This window comes from Aurantiacibacter zhengii, from assembly GCF_003584125.1.
Lineage (GTDB): Bacteria > Pseudomonadota > Alphaproteobacteria > Sphingomonadales > Sphingomonadaceae > Alteraurantiacibacter > Alteraurantiacibacter zhengii.
Map to the genome: position 1 here is coordinate 447,554 of NZ_QXFL01000004.1, position 15,529 is coordinate 463,082.

Sequence of the window (15,529 nt, forward strand, 5' to 3'; positions counted from 1 at the left end):
GGCGCGAAGCCGCTCGGGCAATGCCGGAGGTGCTGGCAGGGAGCCTGCGCTCTCCGCCCGTTATTCGGCAGCGTTCACGCCAGCGGGCCGCGCCACTTCGCCGCGCTCGGCATCGCGCCGGGCGACGACGAACGCATAGATCAGCCCGACCATCAGGATAATTCCGCTGCCGCCCGCGAAGACCGCGGAATCGAGTGCGACGGCCACCACGATAAGCGCGATGGCAGCGATGAAAACGCCCAGTGTTACTTTCGACATGACTTGGTCCCCTGTTAAGGCGAGCCATCGTCAAATCCCTGTGGCGCGCCTTTGGGAAAAGTTAACTACGCCAAAAGCCCTAACGAAACGCAAAGAGGCCGGAGAATCGCTTCTCCGGCTTCTTCGCTATTGATCTGTCCGGTAGGAAAGCGGTTTCGCTGCTGCGCCGCCGCTTCGCTACCTGAGCGCGGGTCAGGCGCCTTCGACTTCCGAAAGGTCGATCTTCAGGCCCGGGCCCATTGTGCTGGTCAGCGAGACCTTGCGCACATACTTGCCCTTCGCGCCGGTCGGCTTCGCCTTGACGATAGCCTGGGTCAGCGCCTCGAAGTTCTTCTTCAGGTCTGCATCGTCGAAGGAAAGCTTGCCGATGCCGGAGTGGATGATGCCCTGCTTTTCCACGCGGAATTCGACCTGGCCGCCCTTGGCGTCCTTCACGGCCTGTTCCACGTTCGGGGTGACAGTGCCCAGCTTCGGGTTCGGCATCAGGCCCTTGGGGCCGAGAACCTTACCGAGGCGACCGACGACGCCCATCATGTCCGGCGTGGCGATCACGCGGTCATAATCGAGGTTGCCGTTCTGCATGTCTTCCATCAGGTCTTCCGCGCCGACCTTGTCGGCACCGGCAGCCAGCGCCTTGTCGGCGTTGTCGCCGCGCGCGAACACGGCAACCTTCACGTCCTTGCCCGTGCCCGAAGGCAGCGACACCATGCCGCGCACCATCTGGTCGGCGTGACGCGGATCGACACCCAGGTTCATGGCGACTTCGACGGTCTCGTCGAACTTGGCCTTGTGCTCGCGCAGCGTGGCGATGGCTTCATCGACGGTGTACAGCTTCTCGTTATCGAGCTCGGCCAGCGTCTTCTGCTTCTTGGTAAGCGTTGCCATTATCTTAGCCCTCCACCACTTCGATGCCCATCGAACGGGCGGAACCGGCAATGATCTTCACGGCCTGGTCGACGTCGTTGGCGTTCAGATCGGCCATCTTCTGCTGGGCGATCTCTTCCAGCTGGCTGGTCTTGATCGAACCGATGATGTTCTTGCCCGGCTCCTTCGAACCCGACTTGATCTTCATCGCCTTCTTGATGAGGAAGCTGGCGGGCGGGCTCTTGGTGACGAAGGTGAACGAACGGTCGGCATAGACCGTGATCTTCGTCGGGATCGGAGCGCCCTTTTCCAGGTCCTGCGTGGCGGCGTTGAAGGCCTTGCAGAATTCCATGATGTTCACGCCGCGCTGACCCAGCGCAGGGCCGATCGGCGGGGAGGGGTTGGCGGCGCCGGCGGGCACCTGAAGGTTGATGTAACCTTCGATCTTCTTGGCCATGATGGCCTCCTTTTCTCACTCTTGCCTCGCGCCGGGGGCGGGAAGCTCATGTTAAGCGGTCAAGCGGTCCGTGATGACGGGCCTCCCGCGCGGATTTCCAAGCTGTCAGCTGGGAAGGCGCGCAAATAGCGAATCTCGCGCCGATTGCAAGGGTTTTGGCCAGTCGGGCCGGTGGCAACGTGGAACAGGCAACCGGGCCGATTGAGAAACCTTCAATTGCCTTTTTCAGGCTATTTCTCAATAGGTTGTGCGGAAAGAGGGCGCAAGGACTGTGACCTTTCGCCCACCGGCATTCCGAACCCGCACAATTCATCAAGAAACAGCCACTAACCATGCGTGCGACCGTGACGCGGTCACCAGCACGTAGGAAAGTCTGCACGGTAGGCTTGCGCCGGGCAAATCCTGCCCGCACAAGCCCGACAGAAACACAGGGGAGCGCATTGGATAACCAGACCGACATCGCGGCCAAGGGGCCGACACCGCCGTTGGCGGAGCTCAAACATCCGATCGGCTGGCCGCTTTTCATTGCCCAGTTCATCACCGTGGCGCTGGCCTACCTGATCGCCAGCATCCTGCCGACCCTGCCGGTGCTGATCGAAACCGTCATGGCTGCGCTGGAGAATCCAGGCGCCGAACCTGTCGAGCCGCAGCTCGGGTCCGCCCTCGTCGTCTCCACCGTCGTCGCCAGTGCGGTGGCGGGCATTCTCGTCGCATGGCTGTGGCTGCGGCGGGAGGGGCGCTGGAAGGAGGCCGTCCGGCTGGAAGCGCCTGCCAACTGGCGCTCCACCCTCGGCTGGGCCGCGCTGGGACTTGGCGGGACGCTGCTGATCTTCACGGTGGGTGCGCGGCTGGCGGAAGCCATGGGGCTTGGCGCACCGGACCCCACGTTCATCCTGGAACTGGTGACCGAAAGCCCCGCCCTGCTGGCCCTGTGGATCGTGGCGGTCGCATGGTTCGCCGCCGGTTTCGGCGAGGAAGTGCTCTATCGCGGTTTCCTGATGGACCGGCTGGAGCGGCTTTCCGGCCTGCGCGGGCGGCCCTGGGCCGTGCTGGTGATCCAGGCACTGCTGTTCGGCCTGCCGCACGCCTACCAGGGGATGGGCGGCATGATGGTGACGGCGATGGTCGGCCTGTTCCTTGGCTGGATTCGCAACCGCTGTGGCGGCAACCTGTGGGCCGCGATCATTGCCCACGCCGCGGTGGACACGGTTTCGATGAGCCTCGCCTATGCCGACAAGCTGGGCTGGATGACGGGATAGCAGTTCGCTTGCCCTATTCCTTAAACGCTCTATGCCAGTGCCTTACGAACTGGAACTGAAGGGGCTGTGGTGATGTTCGAACGCGCGAAACGGGTAGGCCAGCTGGTCACCAGCAACGTCGAGAGCCTGCTCGACAAGGCGAGCGACCCGCGCAAGATGCTGCTGCTGATGCGTAGCGAGATCGAGGACGGCCTCGTCGCCCTGCAGGGCGAACGGACCAAGGCCGCGCGCAAGGCAGAACGGCTCTCCACGAACGCGAAGGCCAAGGCCGACGGGGCGGAAGAATGGACCGCCAAGGCCAAGGTCGCGCTCGACAAGGGCCGCGAGGACCTCGCCCGGTCCGCCCTGATGGCGCGCGAGGGGGACCGCAAGCTGGCCGCGCAGCTGGAGGCTGAGGCCAGGGATGCCCGCGCCGAAGTAAGCGAGATCGAAAAGGCTATTGCCGAACTCGAAGCCAAGCGCGCCGAAACGCAGGCCAAGCTGGATGCGATGCCAGCGCCTGTAAAGGCTAGCGTTGGCGCTGCCCCGACCCGCTCCAGCAAGGCCGAAAGCCGGCTCGACAACGTGGAAGCGATGGAACGCCGGATGGACTTCAGCGCGAGCCGCGCCGAGCAGGCCTCACCGGTGGACGTCGACGCCGAAATCGCCCGGCTGCAACAGGAAAGCGCCATCGAGGCAGAACTGGCCGCGATGGCTGGCAAGGGGAAGAGGGCGAAGAGGTAGGGTCAAGGCAGCGCCTCGGCCAGCCCACGCCGGGTGAGCATTGGCCGCCCTCGCCACAGGGTTATCCCGAGAAGCCTTTCCCTTCAGGTCAGAGCCGCGTAACCTTCGTGACAGGTCTAGGCAGGTTGGTGCCTGCCGTTCTTGGCCTGAAAAATGGGGGGTGATTATGGCGGGCTCTGCGAAGGAACTGGTCGAGGGGATTTATGCTGCGTTCTCGGCTGGAGACATGGCGGCTTTCACAAATGCGCTGGCACCGGATGTCGTCTGGAACGAGGCGGAAAACTATCCCTATGCGGACGGCAATCCCTATCGAGGTGCCCAGCAAATCATGAAAGGCGTATTCGGTCGGACGGCTGAAGACTGGGACGGGTTTGCAGTCCAGATGAACGACATCGTCGACGGCGGCGACAGGGTGGTGGCGATGGGCCGCTACACCGCGACGCACAGGCAAACAGGGAACAAGCTGGACGTCCCGGCCGCCCACGTCTGGACAGTGGAGAGCGGCAAAGTCATTCGCTTTCAGCAATACATCGATACGCTGGGGACAGCCCGCGCCATGGGAAATGGCTGACAGTCCGAAAGCTTGTTGGTTGGTGGCAGGCCGTAGCCCGCCCCCGGTCTTGCCTGAACTTTACTTGACCAGTTCGACCTGCTCGAAGTCCAGTTCCACCGGCGTTGCACGGCCGAAGATGGACACGCTGACCTTGACCTTGGCCTTGTCGAAATCCAGCTCTTCCACCACGCCGTTGAAGCTGGCGAAGGGGCCTTCCAGCACCTTGACCTGGTCGCCGATTTCGTAATCGACGCTGATGTCCTTCTTGGGGGCCGACTTGGCTTCTTCCACGCCGCCGAAATAGCGCGCGGCTTCCTTTTCGGAAATCGGCTGCGGCTTGTTGTTGTTGCCCAGGAAGCCGGTCACCTTCGGGGTGTTCTTCACGAGGTGGTACACGTCGTCGGTCATGTTCAGCTTGGCCAGCACGTAGCCGGGCATGAACTTGCGTTCGGTCTGCACCTTCTTGCCGCGCTTGATCTCGGTCACGGTTTCGGTGGGGACTTCCACTTCCTCCACGCCTTCGGACAGGCCGAGGCGTTCTGCTTCGGAAAGGATCGCGTCGCGCACCTTGTTCTCGAAACCGGAATAGGCGTGGATGATATACCAGCGGGCAGCCATGAAACTCTCTCTTCTAACCTGAACCTTGGAAGTCTTTACGTACGGCGGACGGCGATCAGAGCAGCGCGAGAAGCTGCTGCACGACCCAGCCGAACACCGAATCGACGCCAAGGAAGAACAGCGACAGGATCACCACCAGGATGAACACGAAGATCGCGGTGCGCACCGTCTCTTCGCGCGTGGGCCACACCACCTTGGACGTTTCCGCACGCACCTGGCGGATGAACTCACCCGGAGAGGGCTTCTTCTTCGGGGGCGTTGCGGCTTGTTTCGGTTCTTGGGCCATGGTCGGTCCGTCGCTTGCTGATTGAAACTCGTGTCGTCTCTTCCGGGTAGGGCTCCTCGCCGCCCCGGGCTGTATGTCCGGGAGGGGCTGGCGAAGTTTCCAATGTCGGAAGACGAGGGGCTATTTAGGCGCGCCGTGCTGGCTTGGCAAGGCTTTGCAGGCGGCACTTTTCCGGCCGCCCGGTTACAAATGCAACGTGGGGGCTATGCAGGGCGGCAGAGCGCCGATAGCACTATGCGCTTATCCAAGGGACGCATGAGGGATTATAACAGGAATGGCCGTTGAAACAGAACTGACGCTGGACCAGCAACTGCTTGGTCCGGTCACCAATGTTGCCGATTTCATCTGGGGCGGAACCTGGGACGGGGCGACCATCCTGCCATTCCCGCCACTGGCAATCATCCTGCTGGGGGCGGGCCTGTGGTTCATGATCGGCCTGCGCGCCTATCCCATCACCAACCTCGTCCCGGCGGTGAAGAACCTGTTTGCCGGGCGCAAGAGCGGGGGCGATGGTGAGATTTCGCCGTTCGCCGCGCTCTCCACCGCGCTTTCCGGTCAGGTGGGCACCGGCAACCTTGCCGGCGTCGCCACGGCCATCGCGCTGGGCGGGCCGGGCGCGATTTTCTGGATGTGGGTGACGGCGCTGTTCGGCATGGCGCTGGCCTTTGCCGAGGGCTCGCTCGCGATCCGCTACCGCGAAACCGCCAGCGACGGCACCAAGCGCGGCGGCCCGATGAGCTACATCATGATGGGTCTTGGCCCGAAATGGACCTGGCTGGCGATCTTCTTCTGCATCGGCACGCTCATCAGCGGCCTGGTCACCGGCAATGCGATCCAGGCCAATGCCGTGGCAGACGGTCTGAACGAACTGTTCGGGATAGAGGAATGGCTGGGCGGTCTGATCGTCGCGATCCTCGTCTTCATCGTCATCATCGGCGGCATCAAGTCGATCGGCAACGTGGCGGAAAAGGTCGTCCCGGTGATGGCGGCGGCCTACATCGTGATGGCCATCATCGCCATCCTGCTCAACCTGCAGGACATTCCCGAAACCTTCCAGCGCATCTTCCACGGGGCATTCAACCCGCAGGCGGCCAGCGGCGGGTTCGTGGGTGCGGCGGTGATCCTCGCCATCCGTGCCGGCGTGGCGCGCGGGCTGTTCTCGAACGAGGCAGGCCAGGGCTCCACCCCGATCGCACATGCCGTGGCGCAGACCGACGATCCGCAGTTCCAGGGCCGCATGGCCATGCTGGGCACTTTCATCGACACCATCGTCATCTGCACCATGACGGCGCTGGTGATCCTGACGGTGGAAGGCAATTTTACCCATAACGGCGAGCCGGTGCTGCATGCCTGGCAGGCAGACCTCGACGGCTTTGCCGTTACCAGCGGTGCCTTTGCCGCGGCATTCCCGTTCGAGATTGCCGCGATCCCTCTCGGCACGCTGATCGCCAGTATCGCGCTACTCCTTTTCGTGTTCACCACACTGCTGACGTGGAGCTATTACGGCGAGCGGGCCATCACCTTCATCTACGACCGCTTCCCCGGTTCGAATCTGAAGGGCGAAAAGGTGCTGCACATGGCCTGGCGGGTGCTGTGGTGCGTGGGCATCTTCGTCGGCGCCAGCCGCGAGAGCGACCTGATCTGGCGCATGGGCGACATTGCCAACGCGGTGATGGTCGTGCCCAACCTGCTGGCGCTGCTGCTGCTGTCGGGCGTGGTCTTCGCCCTCGCTCGCGGCGACAAGAAGGCAGGTCCGGATTACCACGCGGATACGCCGGAAGAGCCCGAAGAGTACTAGGATAAACGCGCCCGCCTGGACGCAATTACGAAAAAGGGGCCGGAAAGCGACATGCTTTCCGGCCCCTTTCCTGTTGTCCTGAATTCGGCGCTACACGCGACCGAAGAGCCGAGCGAAAAAGCCCGGCTCTTCCATCGGCTGGATCTTGCCGTGCGACATCGAACGATAGGTTGCGTCACTGTAGAAGCGCGGGCTGCTCCAGCTATCGGGTTTGCTACTGCGAAAGATTCTGGCCATGCCGGTATCCTTTCCGTGAAAACATGGAGAGATAACCTTCCATGTCGTGCAGCGGTTCCCGCGCAACCGGTTCGGCGCGATGGATGGATAAGGTGCCAAGGTTCTACGGATATGTTCGTCCTCGCTACATGCGCAGCAAGCTGCGCCCGCTGCGGGAGGCCGTTTAGCCTTGCGGTCCGCTAGTCGCGAACCGTTTCACCGATTATTGGATGCTGAGAAAGTTTCGGTCGCGCCTAGCGACCGACAGCGCGCGAACGCGCAGCCCGCAGGTGCCCCGAAACGAAGGCGTCAGCCGAGTGGAGGGAATGGCACCGAGGATGATCGCGCGGAGGCGCGATCACCAACGAAATGGCAGGGGTGACAGGATTCGAACCCGTGGCCCTCGGTTTTGGAGACCGATGCTCTACCAGCTGAGCTACACCCCTGCAGGTTCGGTCCGCGCCTCTATAGCGAAGGCGTTGGGAACGCAAGCGACCTGATGCGTTCGATTTGCTATGGCGGACACAATGCATTCTCCGGTTCACAAGCTGATTCCCCCCGATGTGCTGCTGCTGGCCTATCGCAGCGGGGTCTTCCCCATGGCCGATTCGCGCGATGACGAGGAAGTTTTCTGGGTGGAGCCACGCCGCCGGGCGATCCTGCCGCTGGACGGTTTCCACTGTTCGCGCTCGCTCGCCAAGGTGCTGAAGCAGGGCCGGTTTCGCGTTACCGTGGATGGCGATTTCGGCGCTGTCATGGACGCCTGCGCCCAGCCCAGGAGGGAGTCGGGCCCCGATCCCGAAGCGGGCGGAGAGAGCGGCACATGGATCAGCCACACCATCGCCGCCAGTTACCGCAACCTGCACCGTCACGGCCATGCGCACTCGGTCGAGTGCTGGCTGGAAGACACCCTTGTGGGCGGCCTCTACGGTGTGGCGTTCGAACGGGTGTTCTGCGGGGAATCGATGTTCAGCCGGACGGACAATGCCAGCAAGGTGGCGCTTGCCTGGCTGGTGGCGCTGCTGAAACGGGCAGGCTTCGTGCTGCTCGACTGCCAGTTCATGACCGGCCATCTCGCATCGATGGGCGCTGTGGAGATCAGCCGCGACCAGTATCAGGACATGCTGGCTGCAGCCTGTGACAAGCAGCCGCGGTGCAGCCTGCCGCAGGCGCACGGCCTGCTGCTTCAGGAGGCTTCGGCTTCTTCTTCCTCGCCGGGGAAGCTCATCGCGCAGTCCTTCACCCAGACATCGTAGATCGGGTGTTCCACCACGTTCAGGCTGGGCGAGTTCTTGAACAGCCAGCCGGAAAACACGCGCGTGAATTCCGGGTCTTCGTCGGGATTGCGCACGTCGTTGACGAAAACCTGCACGAAGGCACCGGTTTCGGCGGGGCTTTCCCACGGCGCAGTGCGTTCGCAGGCGGCCAGCCGGATCACCACGTCATCGACGCGGGTCGATTCGCCGGGGCTCAGTTCGACATCGCGCGACAGGTTGTTCCGCTTGTTGATAAGGCCAAGGGTTGCCACGCGCTCTTCCATGGGCGTGCCGATCACCTCGATATCGCCCAGGTCCGGCAGCGGATCGCTTACCAGTTCCTCGGGCACCTCGGTGGCCTCGGTTTCGGGCTCGGGTGCGGCGTTATCGCATCCCGCCAGCACCAGCGCCGCCACGGCAAGCGCCACGAACCTCACGCGTCGGGCGTCCAGGCTTCGTAGTCGCCGGTTGCCCGGGCGCGCTTTCCGCCACGCTCAAGCGCGCCAGCGGGCAGGTAGCGGTTTGCGGAGCCGGTGGCGTTGGGCGTGTAGTCCACTTCCCAGATCTTCGGCGCGGGCAAGTGGCTCTCGGGCAGTTCGTCATAGGAGCCGTGCAGCCAGCCGTGCCATTCGCTGGGCACGCGGCTGGCATCGTTGGAGCCGTTGTAGATCACCCAGCGGCGTTCGCGCTGGCCCTGCTTGACGTTCTTGGAACGGTAGTACTCGTTGCCCTGCGCGTCGGTGCCCACATGCTCGCCGTTACGCGCCGACCATAGCGAGGTGCCGATGGTGGCACCGTTCCACCAGGTGAAAATCTTGCCAAGGAAGCTCATGGCTGGGCCATTAGCGAGTCCCGCGCAAAACGCCAACAGGTTTGCGCCGGTGCGACCACTACGGGGATACAAGCGATGGCCGGTCACCGGCTACCGCGAGACAGGGTCAGCCAGGCTGGCTCACCATTCCACCATGTCGCCCGGCCCGATACCCAGTTCCTCGGCACGGCCCTGGTTCAGTTCGAGCACGCCGATGGCGGGCCCATCAGAATAGACGCTGCTCTCGTTGTAGGGCACGCCCTCGGCAATATTCAGGATGAGATTGTCGGGGCCGATGAAGATGATATCCAGCGGCAGCACGGTATTGCGCATCCAGAACCCAAGCTGCTGGGCCGGTTCGTAGGGAAAGATCATCCCCTCGTCAGCGCCCATTTCGGTGCGGAACATCAGGCCGCGTGCCTGCGCCTCCCGCGTGTCGGCCACTTCGGACATGAACACGTGCGCGCCGCTGTCGGTGGTAACGGTGACGGGAATCACCTCCAGCCCCGATTCGGCGTGGGTCGATGGTGCCGCGCTGGTCGGCTCTGGCACCTGCTCCGCGGCCTGCGGCGAACACGCCGCAACGGTGCCGGCGATCGCCAGCGAGACCATCGCCAGCCATTTGCGGGTTGATTTCATGGTCCCCAAGTTCCGGTCTCCTCGCGGGCTTCCTCTGCCCATTGCTCTGCGGCTCGTGCGGACTCGGCATCCAGCACGGCCAGCACGTGGTCGAACGTGTGGCCTGCCCGAAGCATTGCCGCAATCTGTTTCTCGCGCTTTTCGCGGGCCAGCGGTTCGGCCCCGAATGGACCGAAGCCGCGCTTGCGCGCAAGATGCAATGCGGCGGTGCGCGCCGTGTGTTCGGCGGGGGCGACATCGTCCGCCACCGCCTCGCCGATCCCGGCCTGGCCGAGCGCCTGCTTCACCCGCCGTTCGCCGTAACCTCTGCGCAACAGGTCGTTCGCCTTGGCACGGGCATAGACCGCGTCGTCGACGTAGCCCTTCTCGACATAGCGTGCGACCATCGCGGCGATGTCCGGCCCTTCCGCGCCATCGTCCTCGCCCGCCCACCCCCGCTCGCGCAGCTTGCGCTTGAGGTAGCGTTCCAGCTTGGCAGCGCTGGTGGCGAAACGGGCGACATAGGCCAGCGCCATTTCCTCGATACTGGTCGCATCGAGCGGCCTTTTTCGCCGCGGCTCGCGTTTATAGTCTTGTGAATTGCCGTCCATTGGCCTTATTCGTGCCACACTTCCTGTCAAATGGGAAAGATTGACGCGGTGCCGATAAAAAATCGGCGCCGCGAATGCTATTCGGGAGGCGCCACAAGCGCGCGCGATAAGGGGTAACCCACAGCACATATGACCGACCTTACACCTACGCCCAACGACTGCCCGCTACCGCGCCGTCGATCGGATTTCGCTACCTTCAACGAAGCCATCGACTACGCCGCACGCAGCGAAAAGGGCATGAATTTCCATGACATGCGCGGCACGCTCGACCGTGTCTATCCCTATGCGCAGATGCGCGAGGATGCACTGGCCGACGCTTACCGGCTGGCTGCGATGGGCATCGGCAAGGATGACCGCGTCGCGCTGGTGGCTGAGACCGGGCCGGAATTTGCCGCGCTGTTCTGCGCCTGCGTCTATGCCGGTGCGTGGCCCGTGCCGCTGCCCCTGCCCACCACCTTCGGCGGCAAGGAAAGCTATATCGACCAGCTGGCAGTGCAGCTGCAAAGCTCCGATCCGAAGATCCTGCTCTACCCGCCGGAAATCGCCGAAATGGCTTCCGCCGCTGCGGAGCGTCAAGGTTGCAAGGGCGTGGACTGGGCCACTTTCAAGGACAGCGAAGCACCAACCGTAGACCTGCCCGAAGCGCAGCCGGACGATATCTGCTACTTGCAGTATTCCAGCGGCTCCACCCGTTTCCCCACCGGCGTCGCCGTGACGCACAAGGCGTTACTGCACAACCTGTTCGGCCATGCCGATTCGATGGACATCGGCTATAACGACCGGGTGGTGAGCTGGCTGCCGTGGTATCACGACATGGGCCTCGTCGGCTGCTTCCTGTCGCTGATCGCCAACCAGGTTTCCGTCGACTACCTGAAGACCGAGCACTTCGCCCGCCGCCCGCTGGCCTGGCTCGACCTCATCAGCCGCAACAAGGGCGCGACGCTCAGCTATTCGCCCACTTTCGGCTACGATATCTGCGCGCGGCGCGTGTCCAGCCAGACCAACGTGGCCGACCGGTTCGACCTGTCGCGCTGGCGCACCGCCGGCAACGGAGCCGACATGATCCGGCCCGACGTGATGCAGAATTTCGTGAATGCCTTCGCCGATGCCGGCTTCAAGGCCAGTGCCTTTACGCCCAGCTATGGCCTGGCAGAGGCGACGCTGGCCGTCACCGTGATGCCGCCAAGCGAGGGCATCCGCGTGGAACTGGTGGAGGAAGAGCGCCTGTCCGGCAGCCGCCGCGACCTGTCGCGCCCCGCCCGCTACCGCGCCATCGTGAACTGCGGCAAGCCGCTGCAGGACATGGAAGTCGAGATCCGCGGCGAAAACGGCGATGTGAAGGGCGATCACCAGATCGGCAAGGTCTGGTGCCGTGGCCCCAGCGTGATGCACTCCTACTTCCGTAACGAGGAAGCGACCGAGGAATGCCTCATCCCCGCCGAGGATGGCAAGGGATCGTGGCTGGATACAGGCGACATGGGCTACATGGGCGATGGCTATCTGTTCATTGTCGGCCGCGCCAAGGACATGATCATCATCAACGGCAAGAACCACTGGCCGCAGGATATCGAATGGGCGGTGGAGCAGCTGGCAGGCTTCAACCACGGCGACATCGCCGCCTTCTCGATAGAGACCGAGAACGGCGAGGAAGCGCCAGCCGTGCTCGTGCATTGCCGCGTGTCCGACCCGGAAGAACGCGTGAAACTGCGCGACCAGATCGCCGACAAAGTGCGCTCTGTCACCGGTATGAACTGCGTCGTGGAACTGGTGCCACCGCGCACCCTGCCGCGCACCAGCTCGGGCAAGCTAAGCCGCGCGAAGGCAAAGCGGCTGTACCTCTCGGGCGAGATCGAGCCGATAGACCTAGCGGCCTAGGGCTGGGCGGCGTAAGGTCGGCTCAACCGATCAGCAGCACGCCCAGCACGAACAGCAGCGCCAGAAGCCCTGCGGCCCACACGTAAGTGCGGATCTTGGGAATGCCCGCCCAGTACAGTGGCAGGTAGATCAGCCGTGCGGCCAGCCACACCCAGGCGGCAATCGCGGTAAGGTCGCTGGCCTTGCCCGCCACCACCACACCGCCCAGCGCGATGATCGCCAGGGGCAGCGTCTCGAGGAAATTGCCGCGCGCCCGGTCCAGTCGGCCTGCGATGTCGTTCAGCGGCTCTGTATCCTCGTCGCGCGCGCCCATGTTCCATTCGAGGCCATATTGCTTGGTCTTGTAATGGGTGGCGGCGAACACGTGGACGAGAAGCAGGACGCTGGATAGCGCCAGTACGGTCAATTCTGCGGTCATCAGTCGCTCCCTCGCGTTGCCCACTCAAGCGTTACCGGACCGTAACCGTTCCCGCGCTCCTGCACGGTGACGGCAACGTTGTGGTGCGAGAAGGCATTGCGCACGGCGGCAACGGCTTCTGCCGGACCGGTGATGGCGATGGGAACGCCCACGCGGCTCTGCGCCCAGGCTGCCAGCGCCACCGCCTGGCTGCCCTGCGGAGTGAGTGCATAGCTGTCAGGCTCCCCCTCCTCGCCTTCCACCAATTCGAACGTCGCTTGCGAAAGCGGACGCAGTGGCGGGGTGAGGCGGATGTCCCATTCCGGCTCCAGCGCGTCGATCCTGCGTTCGAGTTCGGCGTAGGCAGCCAGCGTCGCACCATCCAGCGGGCGCGCAGTCACGAGCGCGCGGCGGCGGTCGCGGTCCACCGTCACCTCGTCCTTGGGCACGCCTGCCAGCAGAGCGAGGCGGTCGGCGATATCGTCCGCCTGTTCACGCGCGGCGCGTTCCTGCGCGCGGGCTTGCGCCAGTTGTGCTTCCTCTGCCGCCTGCGCCCCGGTGCCGACGCGCAGCTGGGTGAGCGTGACATCGACCGGGCGGCCCAGACGGCGCGAAAGCAGGTCTTCGGCGCGGCCTTCCGCATCGGCGAAAATCTCGGGCGTGAAGACCGTTGCGGAAACCTGCATAGGCTCCACATCGAAACTCGGCTCCATCTGCGAAACCGTGGCACGCCCGCCGAAAACTTCCTCCACAATGTTGCTCGCCTGCCGGGTAGCCTGCGTTTCCCACACGATCTGCCGCAGCGACAGGAACAGCGGGATCGCCAGCGCGACGAAGGCGGTGAAGATCAGGATGGCCTGCCACTGCGTCTGCTTTTCCGAAAGGCTGGTGGAGAAGCCGTAGACGCGCGCCATCGCCGTTGCCGTCAGCGCGATGGCGGTAAGGTTGGTAACGAACAGGAACAGGCTGCCCCAGAACACGGTCAGGTTCATGGTCGCCAGGCCAAAGCCCACCACGGCCAGTGGCGGCATCAAGGCCGTGGCAATGGCCACGCCGACGATCGTGCCCTCTCGCCCGCGGATCATGGCATAGGCGCCCGCAACGGCGGAGAAGAAAGCCACGGCAAGGTCGAACAGGTTGGGCCGCGTGCGCGCGGCGATCTCTGTGGTGACGGTTTGCAGCGGCGACAGCATCACGATCAGCGCGCAGAACACGATGGCGAACAGCGTGCCCACGGCCAGCGACTTGCCCGACTGGCGCAGCCACTTGAAATCGCCGGTAGCGAGCGCGAAACCCACGCCCATGATCGGGTCCATCAGCGGGGAAAGCAGCATGGCCCCGATGACGACGGCAGGCGACGACAGCAGCAGGCCGAGGATGGCGATACCCGCCGACATCGACACCATCAGCAGGTAACGCGCGGAAAGCTGGCATTCGGCGCGGCGCTTCTCGATCACCGCGACCTGGTCTACCGTGCCGGTAACCTCGTGCCCCCACCAGTCACGGAAACTGCTGAGAACCTCGCGAAATCCGGTAGTCCGGCTGGCCGGTGCGGTTCCGGCCCCAGGCGACCGGGTGGCCGTATCGGCCGAAGTGGGTTCTGATTGCATTACGCACCATTATCGCGGAAACTCGCCATCGGCAAAACTTGAAACGCGTGTCTTGCATGCCTAATACAGTAGGTGAACGCCGGCACGGGCAAAGAGGGAATTGAAGGCGAATGGCCACCGAGAATACGACCAAAACCGCAACGGCAACCGCGTTCGAGCTGACGCCGCCCGACCCGGTGCCGGAAGTCAAGCCCGCCACGGCAGCGGGGCTGGTGCCGGTGAGCGAGGAGAAGAAGTCCGCGCTGCAGGAAAAGGTGGACGGCTTCGTCAACGAACTGGTCGCGCTGGATGCCAACTCGCCCGATTTCGGCAAGAAGGTGGACCAGATCACCAACATGGGCCGCAAGGAAATCATGGCTGCCAGCAGCATGTCCAACCGCTTCCTTGATCGCCCGGTTCGCGCAATGGACGCCGACAGCGGCGTGGGCACCGACCTTGCCGAACTGCGCCGCACGGTGGAAGACCTCGATCCCGGTCGCAAGGGTAAGATGACCGGGCGCAAGCTGTTCGGCATCATCCCGTTCGGCAACAAGCTGAAGAACTATTTCGACAGCTACACCTCTGCCCAGGGCCATATCCAGGCGATCCTCGCCCGCCTTTCCAGTGGGAAGGACGAGCTGCTGATGGACAATGCCGCCATCGACGTGGAGCGGCAGAAGCTGTGGGAAGCCATGGGCAACCTCGAGCAGATGATCCACATCGCCAAGACGCTGGATGCGGAGCTGGAGGAAAAGGCCGCCGAACTCGATTCCAGCGATCCGGAAAAGGCCAAGGCCATCCGCGAAACCGCGCTGTTCTACGTGCGCCAGCGCACGCAGGACCTGCTGACCCAGATGGCGGTTTCGGTGCAGGGCTACCTCGCGCTGGACCTCGTCAAGAAGAACAACGTGGAACTGGTGAAGGGCGTGGACCGCGCCAGCACCACCACCGTGGGCGCACTGCGCACCGCGGTTACCGTGGCGCAGGCCATGACCAACCAGAAACTGGTGCTGGGCCAGATCACCGCGCTGAACGAAACGACCGCGGGTATCATCGATTCGACCGGCCAGATGCTGCGCGACAACACGGCCAAGATCCACGAGCAGGCGGCCAGCAGCACTATCCCCATGGAAACGCTGCAACGCGCCTTCCAGAATATCTACGACACCATGGACGAGGTCGACAGCTTCAAGTTGCGCGCGCTCGATTCCATGAAGCAGACCGTGAACACTCTCTCGACCGAGGTGGAGAAGTCCAAGGGCTACATCGCCCGTGCCGAAGGGCAGGCACAGGCGGCCAAGCAGGTGAACGACAGCGGCCTCCTGAGTCTGGAAGGCTGA

General features: G+C 63.7%; 19 protein-coding genes and 1 tRNA gene. 7 read left to right on the forward strand and 13 right to left on the reverse strand.

Features of this window, described 5'->3' with window-relative positions; translation table 11 throughout:
* Positions 1-60: 60 nt before the first annotated feature.
* The 3 genes from D2V07_RS11535 to rplK form a co-directional block, all read right to left on the reverse strand.
* Positions 61-258 carry a hypothetical protein gene (locus D2V07_RS11535; RefSeq protein ID WP_119587120.1) on the reverse strand — a complete coding sequence of 66 codons (198 nt, stop codon included), beginning with the start codon at positions 256-258 and terminating at the stop codon, positions 61-63.
* Positions 259-450: 192 nt separating this feature from the next.
* Positions 451-1,143, reverse strand: a complete 693-nt coding sequence (rplA, locus tag D2V07_RS11540; RefSeq protein WP_119587121.1) for a 50S ribosomal protein L1 — start codon at positions 1,141-1,143, stop codon at positions 451-453.
* A 4-nt stretch (positions 1,144-1,147) separates the two neighbouring features.
* Positions 1,148-1,579, reverse strand: coding sequence for a 50S ribosomal protein L11 (gene rplK, locus D2V07_RS11545; protein ID WP_119587122.1), 432 nt, complete (start codon positions 1,577-1,579; stop codon positions 1,148-1,150).
* A gap of 440 nt (positions 1,580-2,019) precedes the next feature.
* On the opposite strand from rplK, the gene D2V07_RS11550 reads away from it, so the two are divergent.
* From D2V07_RS11550 to D2V07_RS11560, 3 genes are all read left to right on the forward strand, one after another.
* The gene (locus tag D2V07_RS11550; protein ID WP_233548368.1) at positions 2,020-2,838 is read left to right on the forward strand and encodes a CPBP family intramembrane glutamic endopeptidase; all 819 of its coding nucleotides are present in this window, start codon (positions 2,020-2,022) and stop codon (positions 2,836-2,838) included.
* 72 nt (positions 2,839-2,910) lie between these two features.
* On the forward strand, positions 2,911-3,561 hold the full coding sequence (locus tag D2V07_RS11555; protein ID WP_147366955.1) for a PspA/IM30 family protein: 651 nt from the start codon (positions 2,911-2,913) through the stop codon (positions 3,559-3,561).
* 166 nt (positions 3,562-3,727) lie between these two features.
* Positions 3,728-4,132, forward strand: a complete 405-nt coding sequence (locus tag D2V07_RS11560) for a nuclear transport factor 2 family protein (RefSeq protein WP_119587125.1) — start codon at positions 3,728-3,730, stop codon at positions 4,130-4,132.
* 60 nt (positions 4,133-4,192) lie between these two features.
* Here the strand turns inward: D2V07_RS11560 and nusG are convergent, their stop codons facing one another.
* Positions 4,193-4,732, reverse strand: coding sequence for a transcription termination/antitermination protein NusG (nusG, locus tag D2V07_RS11565; protein ID WP_119587126.1), 540 nt, complete (start codon positions 4,730-4,732; stop codon positions 4,193-4,195).
* A gap of 55 nt (positions 4,733-4,787) precedes the next feature.
* Positions 4,788-5,018, reverse strand: a complete 231-nt coding sequence (secE, locus tag D2V07_RS11570; protein ID WP_119587127.1) for a preprotein translocase subunit SecE — start codon at positions 5,016-5,018, stop codon at positions 4,788-4,790.
* 274 nt (positions 5,019-5,292) lie between these two features.
* On the opposite strand from secE, the gene D2V07_RS11575 reads away from it, so the two are divergent.
* Complete coding sequence (locus D2V07_RS11575) at positions 5,293-6,816, forward strand: alanine/glycine:cation symporter family protein (protein WP_119587128.1); 1,524 nt, start codon at positions 5,293-5,295, stop codon at positions 6,814-6,816.
* A gap of 90 nt (positions 6,817-6,906) precedes the next feature.
* Here the strand turns inward: D2V07_RS11575 and D2V07_RS18690 are convergent, their stop codons facing one another.
* Together D2V07_RS18690 and D2V07_RS11580 are read right to left on the reverse strand one after the other, a co-directional pair.
* Positions 6,907-7,053, reverse strand: a complete 147-nt coding sequence (locus D2V07_RS18690; protein ID WP_199698783.1) for a hypothetical protein — start codon at positions 7,051-7,053, stop codon at positions 6,907-6,909.
* A gap of 349 nt (positions 7,054-7,402) precedes the next feature.
* Positions 7,403-7,478, reverse strand: a tRNA-Trp gene (locus D2V07_RS11580).
* Between the two features lie 81 nt (positions 7,479-7,559).
* On the opposite strand from D2V07_RS11580, the gene aat reads away from it, so the two are divergent.
* Complete coding sequence (gene aat / locus D2V07_RS11585) at positions 7,560-8,288, forward strand: leucyl/phenylalanyl-tRNA--protein transferase (protein ID WP_119587209.1); 729 nt, start codon at positions 7,560-7,562, stop codon at positions 8,286-8,288.
* Here aat and D2V07_RS11590 read toward each other — a convergent pair.
* From D2V07_RS11590 to D2V07_RS11605, 4 genes are all read right to left on the reverse strand, one after another.
* On the reverse strand, positions 8,219-8,725 hold the full coding sequence (locus D2V07_RS11590) for a DUF2155 domain-containing protein (RefSeq protein WP_233548369.1): 507 nt from the start codon (positions 8,723-8,725) through the stop codon (positions 8,219-8,221). The genes aat and D2V07_RS11590 overlap by 70 nt on opposite strands.
* On the reverse strand, positions 8,722-9,120 hold the full coding sequence (locus D2V07_RS11595) for an NADH:ubiquinone oxidoreductase subunit NDUFA12 (RefSeq protein ID WP_119587129.1): 399 nt from the start codon (positions 9,118-9,120) through the stop codon (positions 8,722-8,724). Before D2V07_RS11595 ends, D2V07_RS11590 begins: the two co-directional genes overlap by 4 nt.
* A gap of 120 nt (positions 9,121-9,240) precedes the next feature.
* Positions 9,241-9,738: a DUF192 domain-containing protein gene (locus D2V07_RS11600; protein WP_119587130.1), complete on the reverse strand. Its 498-nt coding sequence runs from the start codon at positions 9,736-9,738 to the stop codon at positions 9,241-9,243.
* Positions 9,735-10,328, reverse strand: a complete 594-nt coding sequence (locus D2V07_RS11605; RefSeq protein WP_119587131.1) for a regulatory protein RecX — start codon at positions 10,326-10,328, stop codon at positions 9,735-9,737. Before D2V07_RS11605 ends, D2V07_RS11600 begins: the two co-directional genes overlap by 4 nt.
* A 129-nt stretch (positions 10,329-10,457) precedes the next feature.
* Between D2V07_RS11605 and D2V07_RS11610 the strand changes: the two genes are divergently transcribed.
* Positions 10,458-12,203, forward strand: coding sequence for a fatty acyl-AMP ligase (locus tag D2V07_RS11610; protein ID WP_119587132.1), 1,746 nt, complete (start codon positions 10,458-10,460; stop codon positions 12,201-12,203).
* Between the two features lie 22 nt (positions 12,204-12,225).
* Here the strand turns inward: D2V07_RS11610 and D2V07_RS11615 are convergent, their stop codons facing one another.
* A complete protein-coding gene (locus D2V07_RS11615; RefSeq protein WP_119587133.1) occupies positions 12,226-12,621 on the reverse strand; it encodes an MAPEG family protein in 396 nt (131 codons plus the stop codon).
* A complete protein-coding gene (locus D2V07_RS11620; protein WP_119587134.1) occupies positions 12,621-14,210 on the reverse strand; it encodes a TIGR00341 family protein in 1,590 nt (529 codons plus the stop codon). Before D2V07_RS11620 ends, D2V07_RS11615 begins: the two co-directional genes overlap by 1 nt.
* A 110-nt stretch (positions 14,211-14,320) precedes the next feature.
* Between D2V07_RS11620 and D2V07_RS11625 the strand changes: the two genes are divergently transcribed.
* A complete protein-coding gene (locus tag D2V07_RS11625; RefSeq protein ID WP_119587135.1) occupies positions 14,321-15,529 on the forward strand; it encodes a toxic anion resistance protein in 1,209 nt (402 codons plus the stop codon).

Bases quoted from the DNA above. Each gene is read 5' to 3' on its own strand.
- D2V07_RS11595 (WP_119587129.1), bottom strand. From the start codon at position 9,120: ATGAGCTTCCTTGGCAAGATTTTCACCTGGTGGAACGGTGCCACCATC.
- D2V07_RS18690 (WP_199698783.1), bottom strand. From the start codon at position 7,053: ATGGCCAGAATCTTTCGCAGTAGCAAACCCGATAGCTGGAGCAGCCCG.
- secE (WP_119587127.1), bottom strand. From the start codon at position 5,018: ATGGCCCAAGAACCGAAACAAGCCGCAACGCCCCCGAAGAAGAAGCCC.
- D2V07_RS11535 (WP_119587120.1), bottom strand. From the start codon at position 258: ATGTCGAAAGTAACACTGGGCGTTTTCATCGCTGCCATCGCGCTTATC.
- D2V07_RS11605 (WP_119587131.1), bottom strand. From the start codon at position 10,328: ATGGACGGCAATTCACAAGACTATAAACGCGAGCCGCGGCGAAAAAGG.
- rplK (WP_119587122.1), bottom strand. From the start codon at position 1,579: ATGGCCAAGAAGATCGAAGGTTACATCAACCTTCAGGTGCCCGCCGGC.
- D2V07_RS11620 (WP_119587134.1), bottom strand. From the start codon at position 14,210: ATGCAATCAGAACCCACTTCGGCCGATACGGCCACCCGGTCGCCTGGG.
- D2V07_RS11560 (WP_119587125.1), top strand. From the start codon at position 3,728: ATGGCGGGCTCTGCGAAGGAACTGGTCGAGGGGATTTATGCTGCGTTC.
- D2V07_RS11575 (WP_119587128.1), top strand. From the start codon at position 5,293: ATGGCCGTTGAAACAGAACTGACGCTGGACCAGCAACTGCTTGGTCCG.
- D2V07_RS11610 (WP_119587132.1), top strand. From the start codon at position 10,458: ATGACCGACCTTACACCTACGCCCAACGACTGCCCGCTACCGCGCCGT.
- D2V07_RS11625 (WP_119587135.1), top strand. From the start codon at position 14,321: ATGGCCACCGAGAATACGACCAAAACCGCAACGGCAACCGCGTTCGAG.
- D2V07_RS11615 (WP_119587133.1), bottom strand. From the start codon at position 12,621: ATGACCGCAGAATTGACCGTACTGGCGCTATCCAGCGTCCTGCTTCTC.
- D2V07_RS11555 (WP_147366955.1), top strand. From the start codon at position 2,911: ATGTTCGAACGCGCGAAACGGGTAGGCCAGCTGGTCACCAGCAACGTC.
- D2V07_RS11600 (WP_119587130.1), bottom strand. From the start codon at position 9,738: ATGAAATCAACCCGCAAATGGCTGGCGATGGTCTCGCTGGCGATCGCC.
- nusG (WP_119587126.1), bottom strand. From the start codon at position 4,732: ATGGCTGCCCGCTGGTATATCATCCACGCCTATTCCGGTTTCGAGAAC.
- rplA (WP_119587121.1), bottom strand. From the start codon at position 1,143: ATGGCAACGCTTACCAAGAAGCAGAAGACGCTGGCCGAGCTCGATAAC.
- aat (WP_119587209.1), top strand. From the start codon at position 7,560: ATGCATTCTCCGGTTCACAAGCTGATTCCCCCCGATGTGCTGCTGCTG.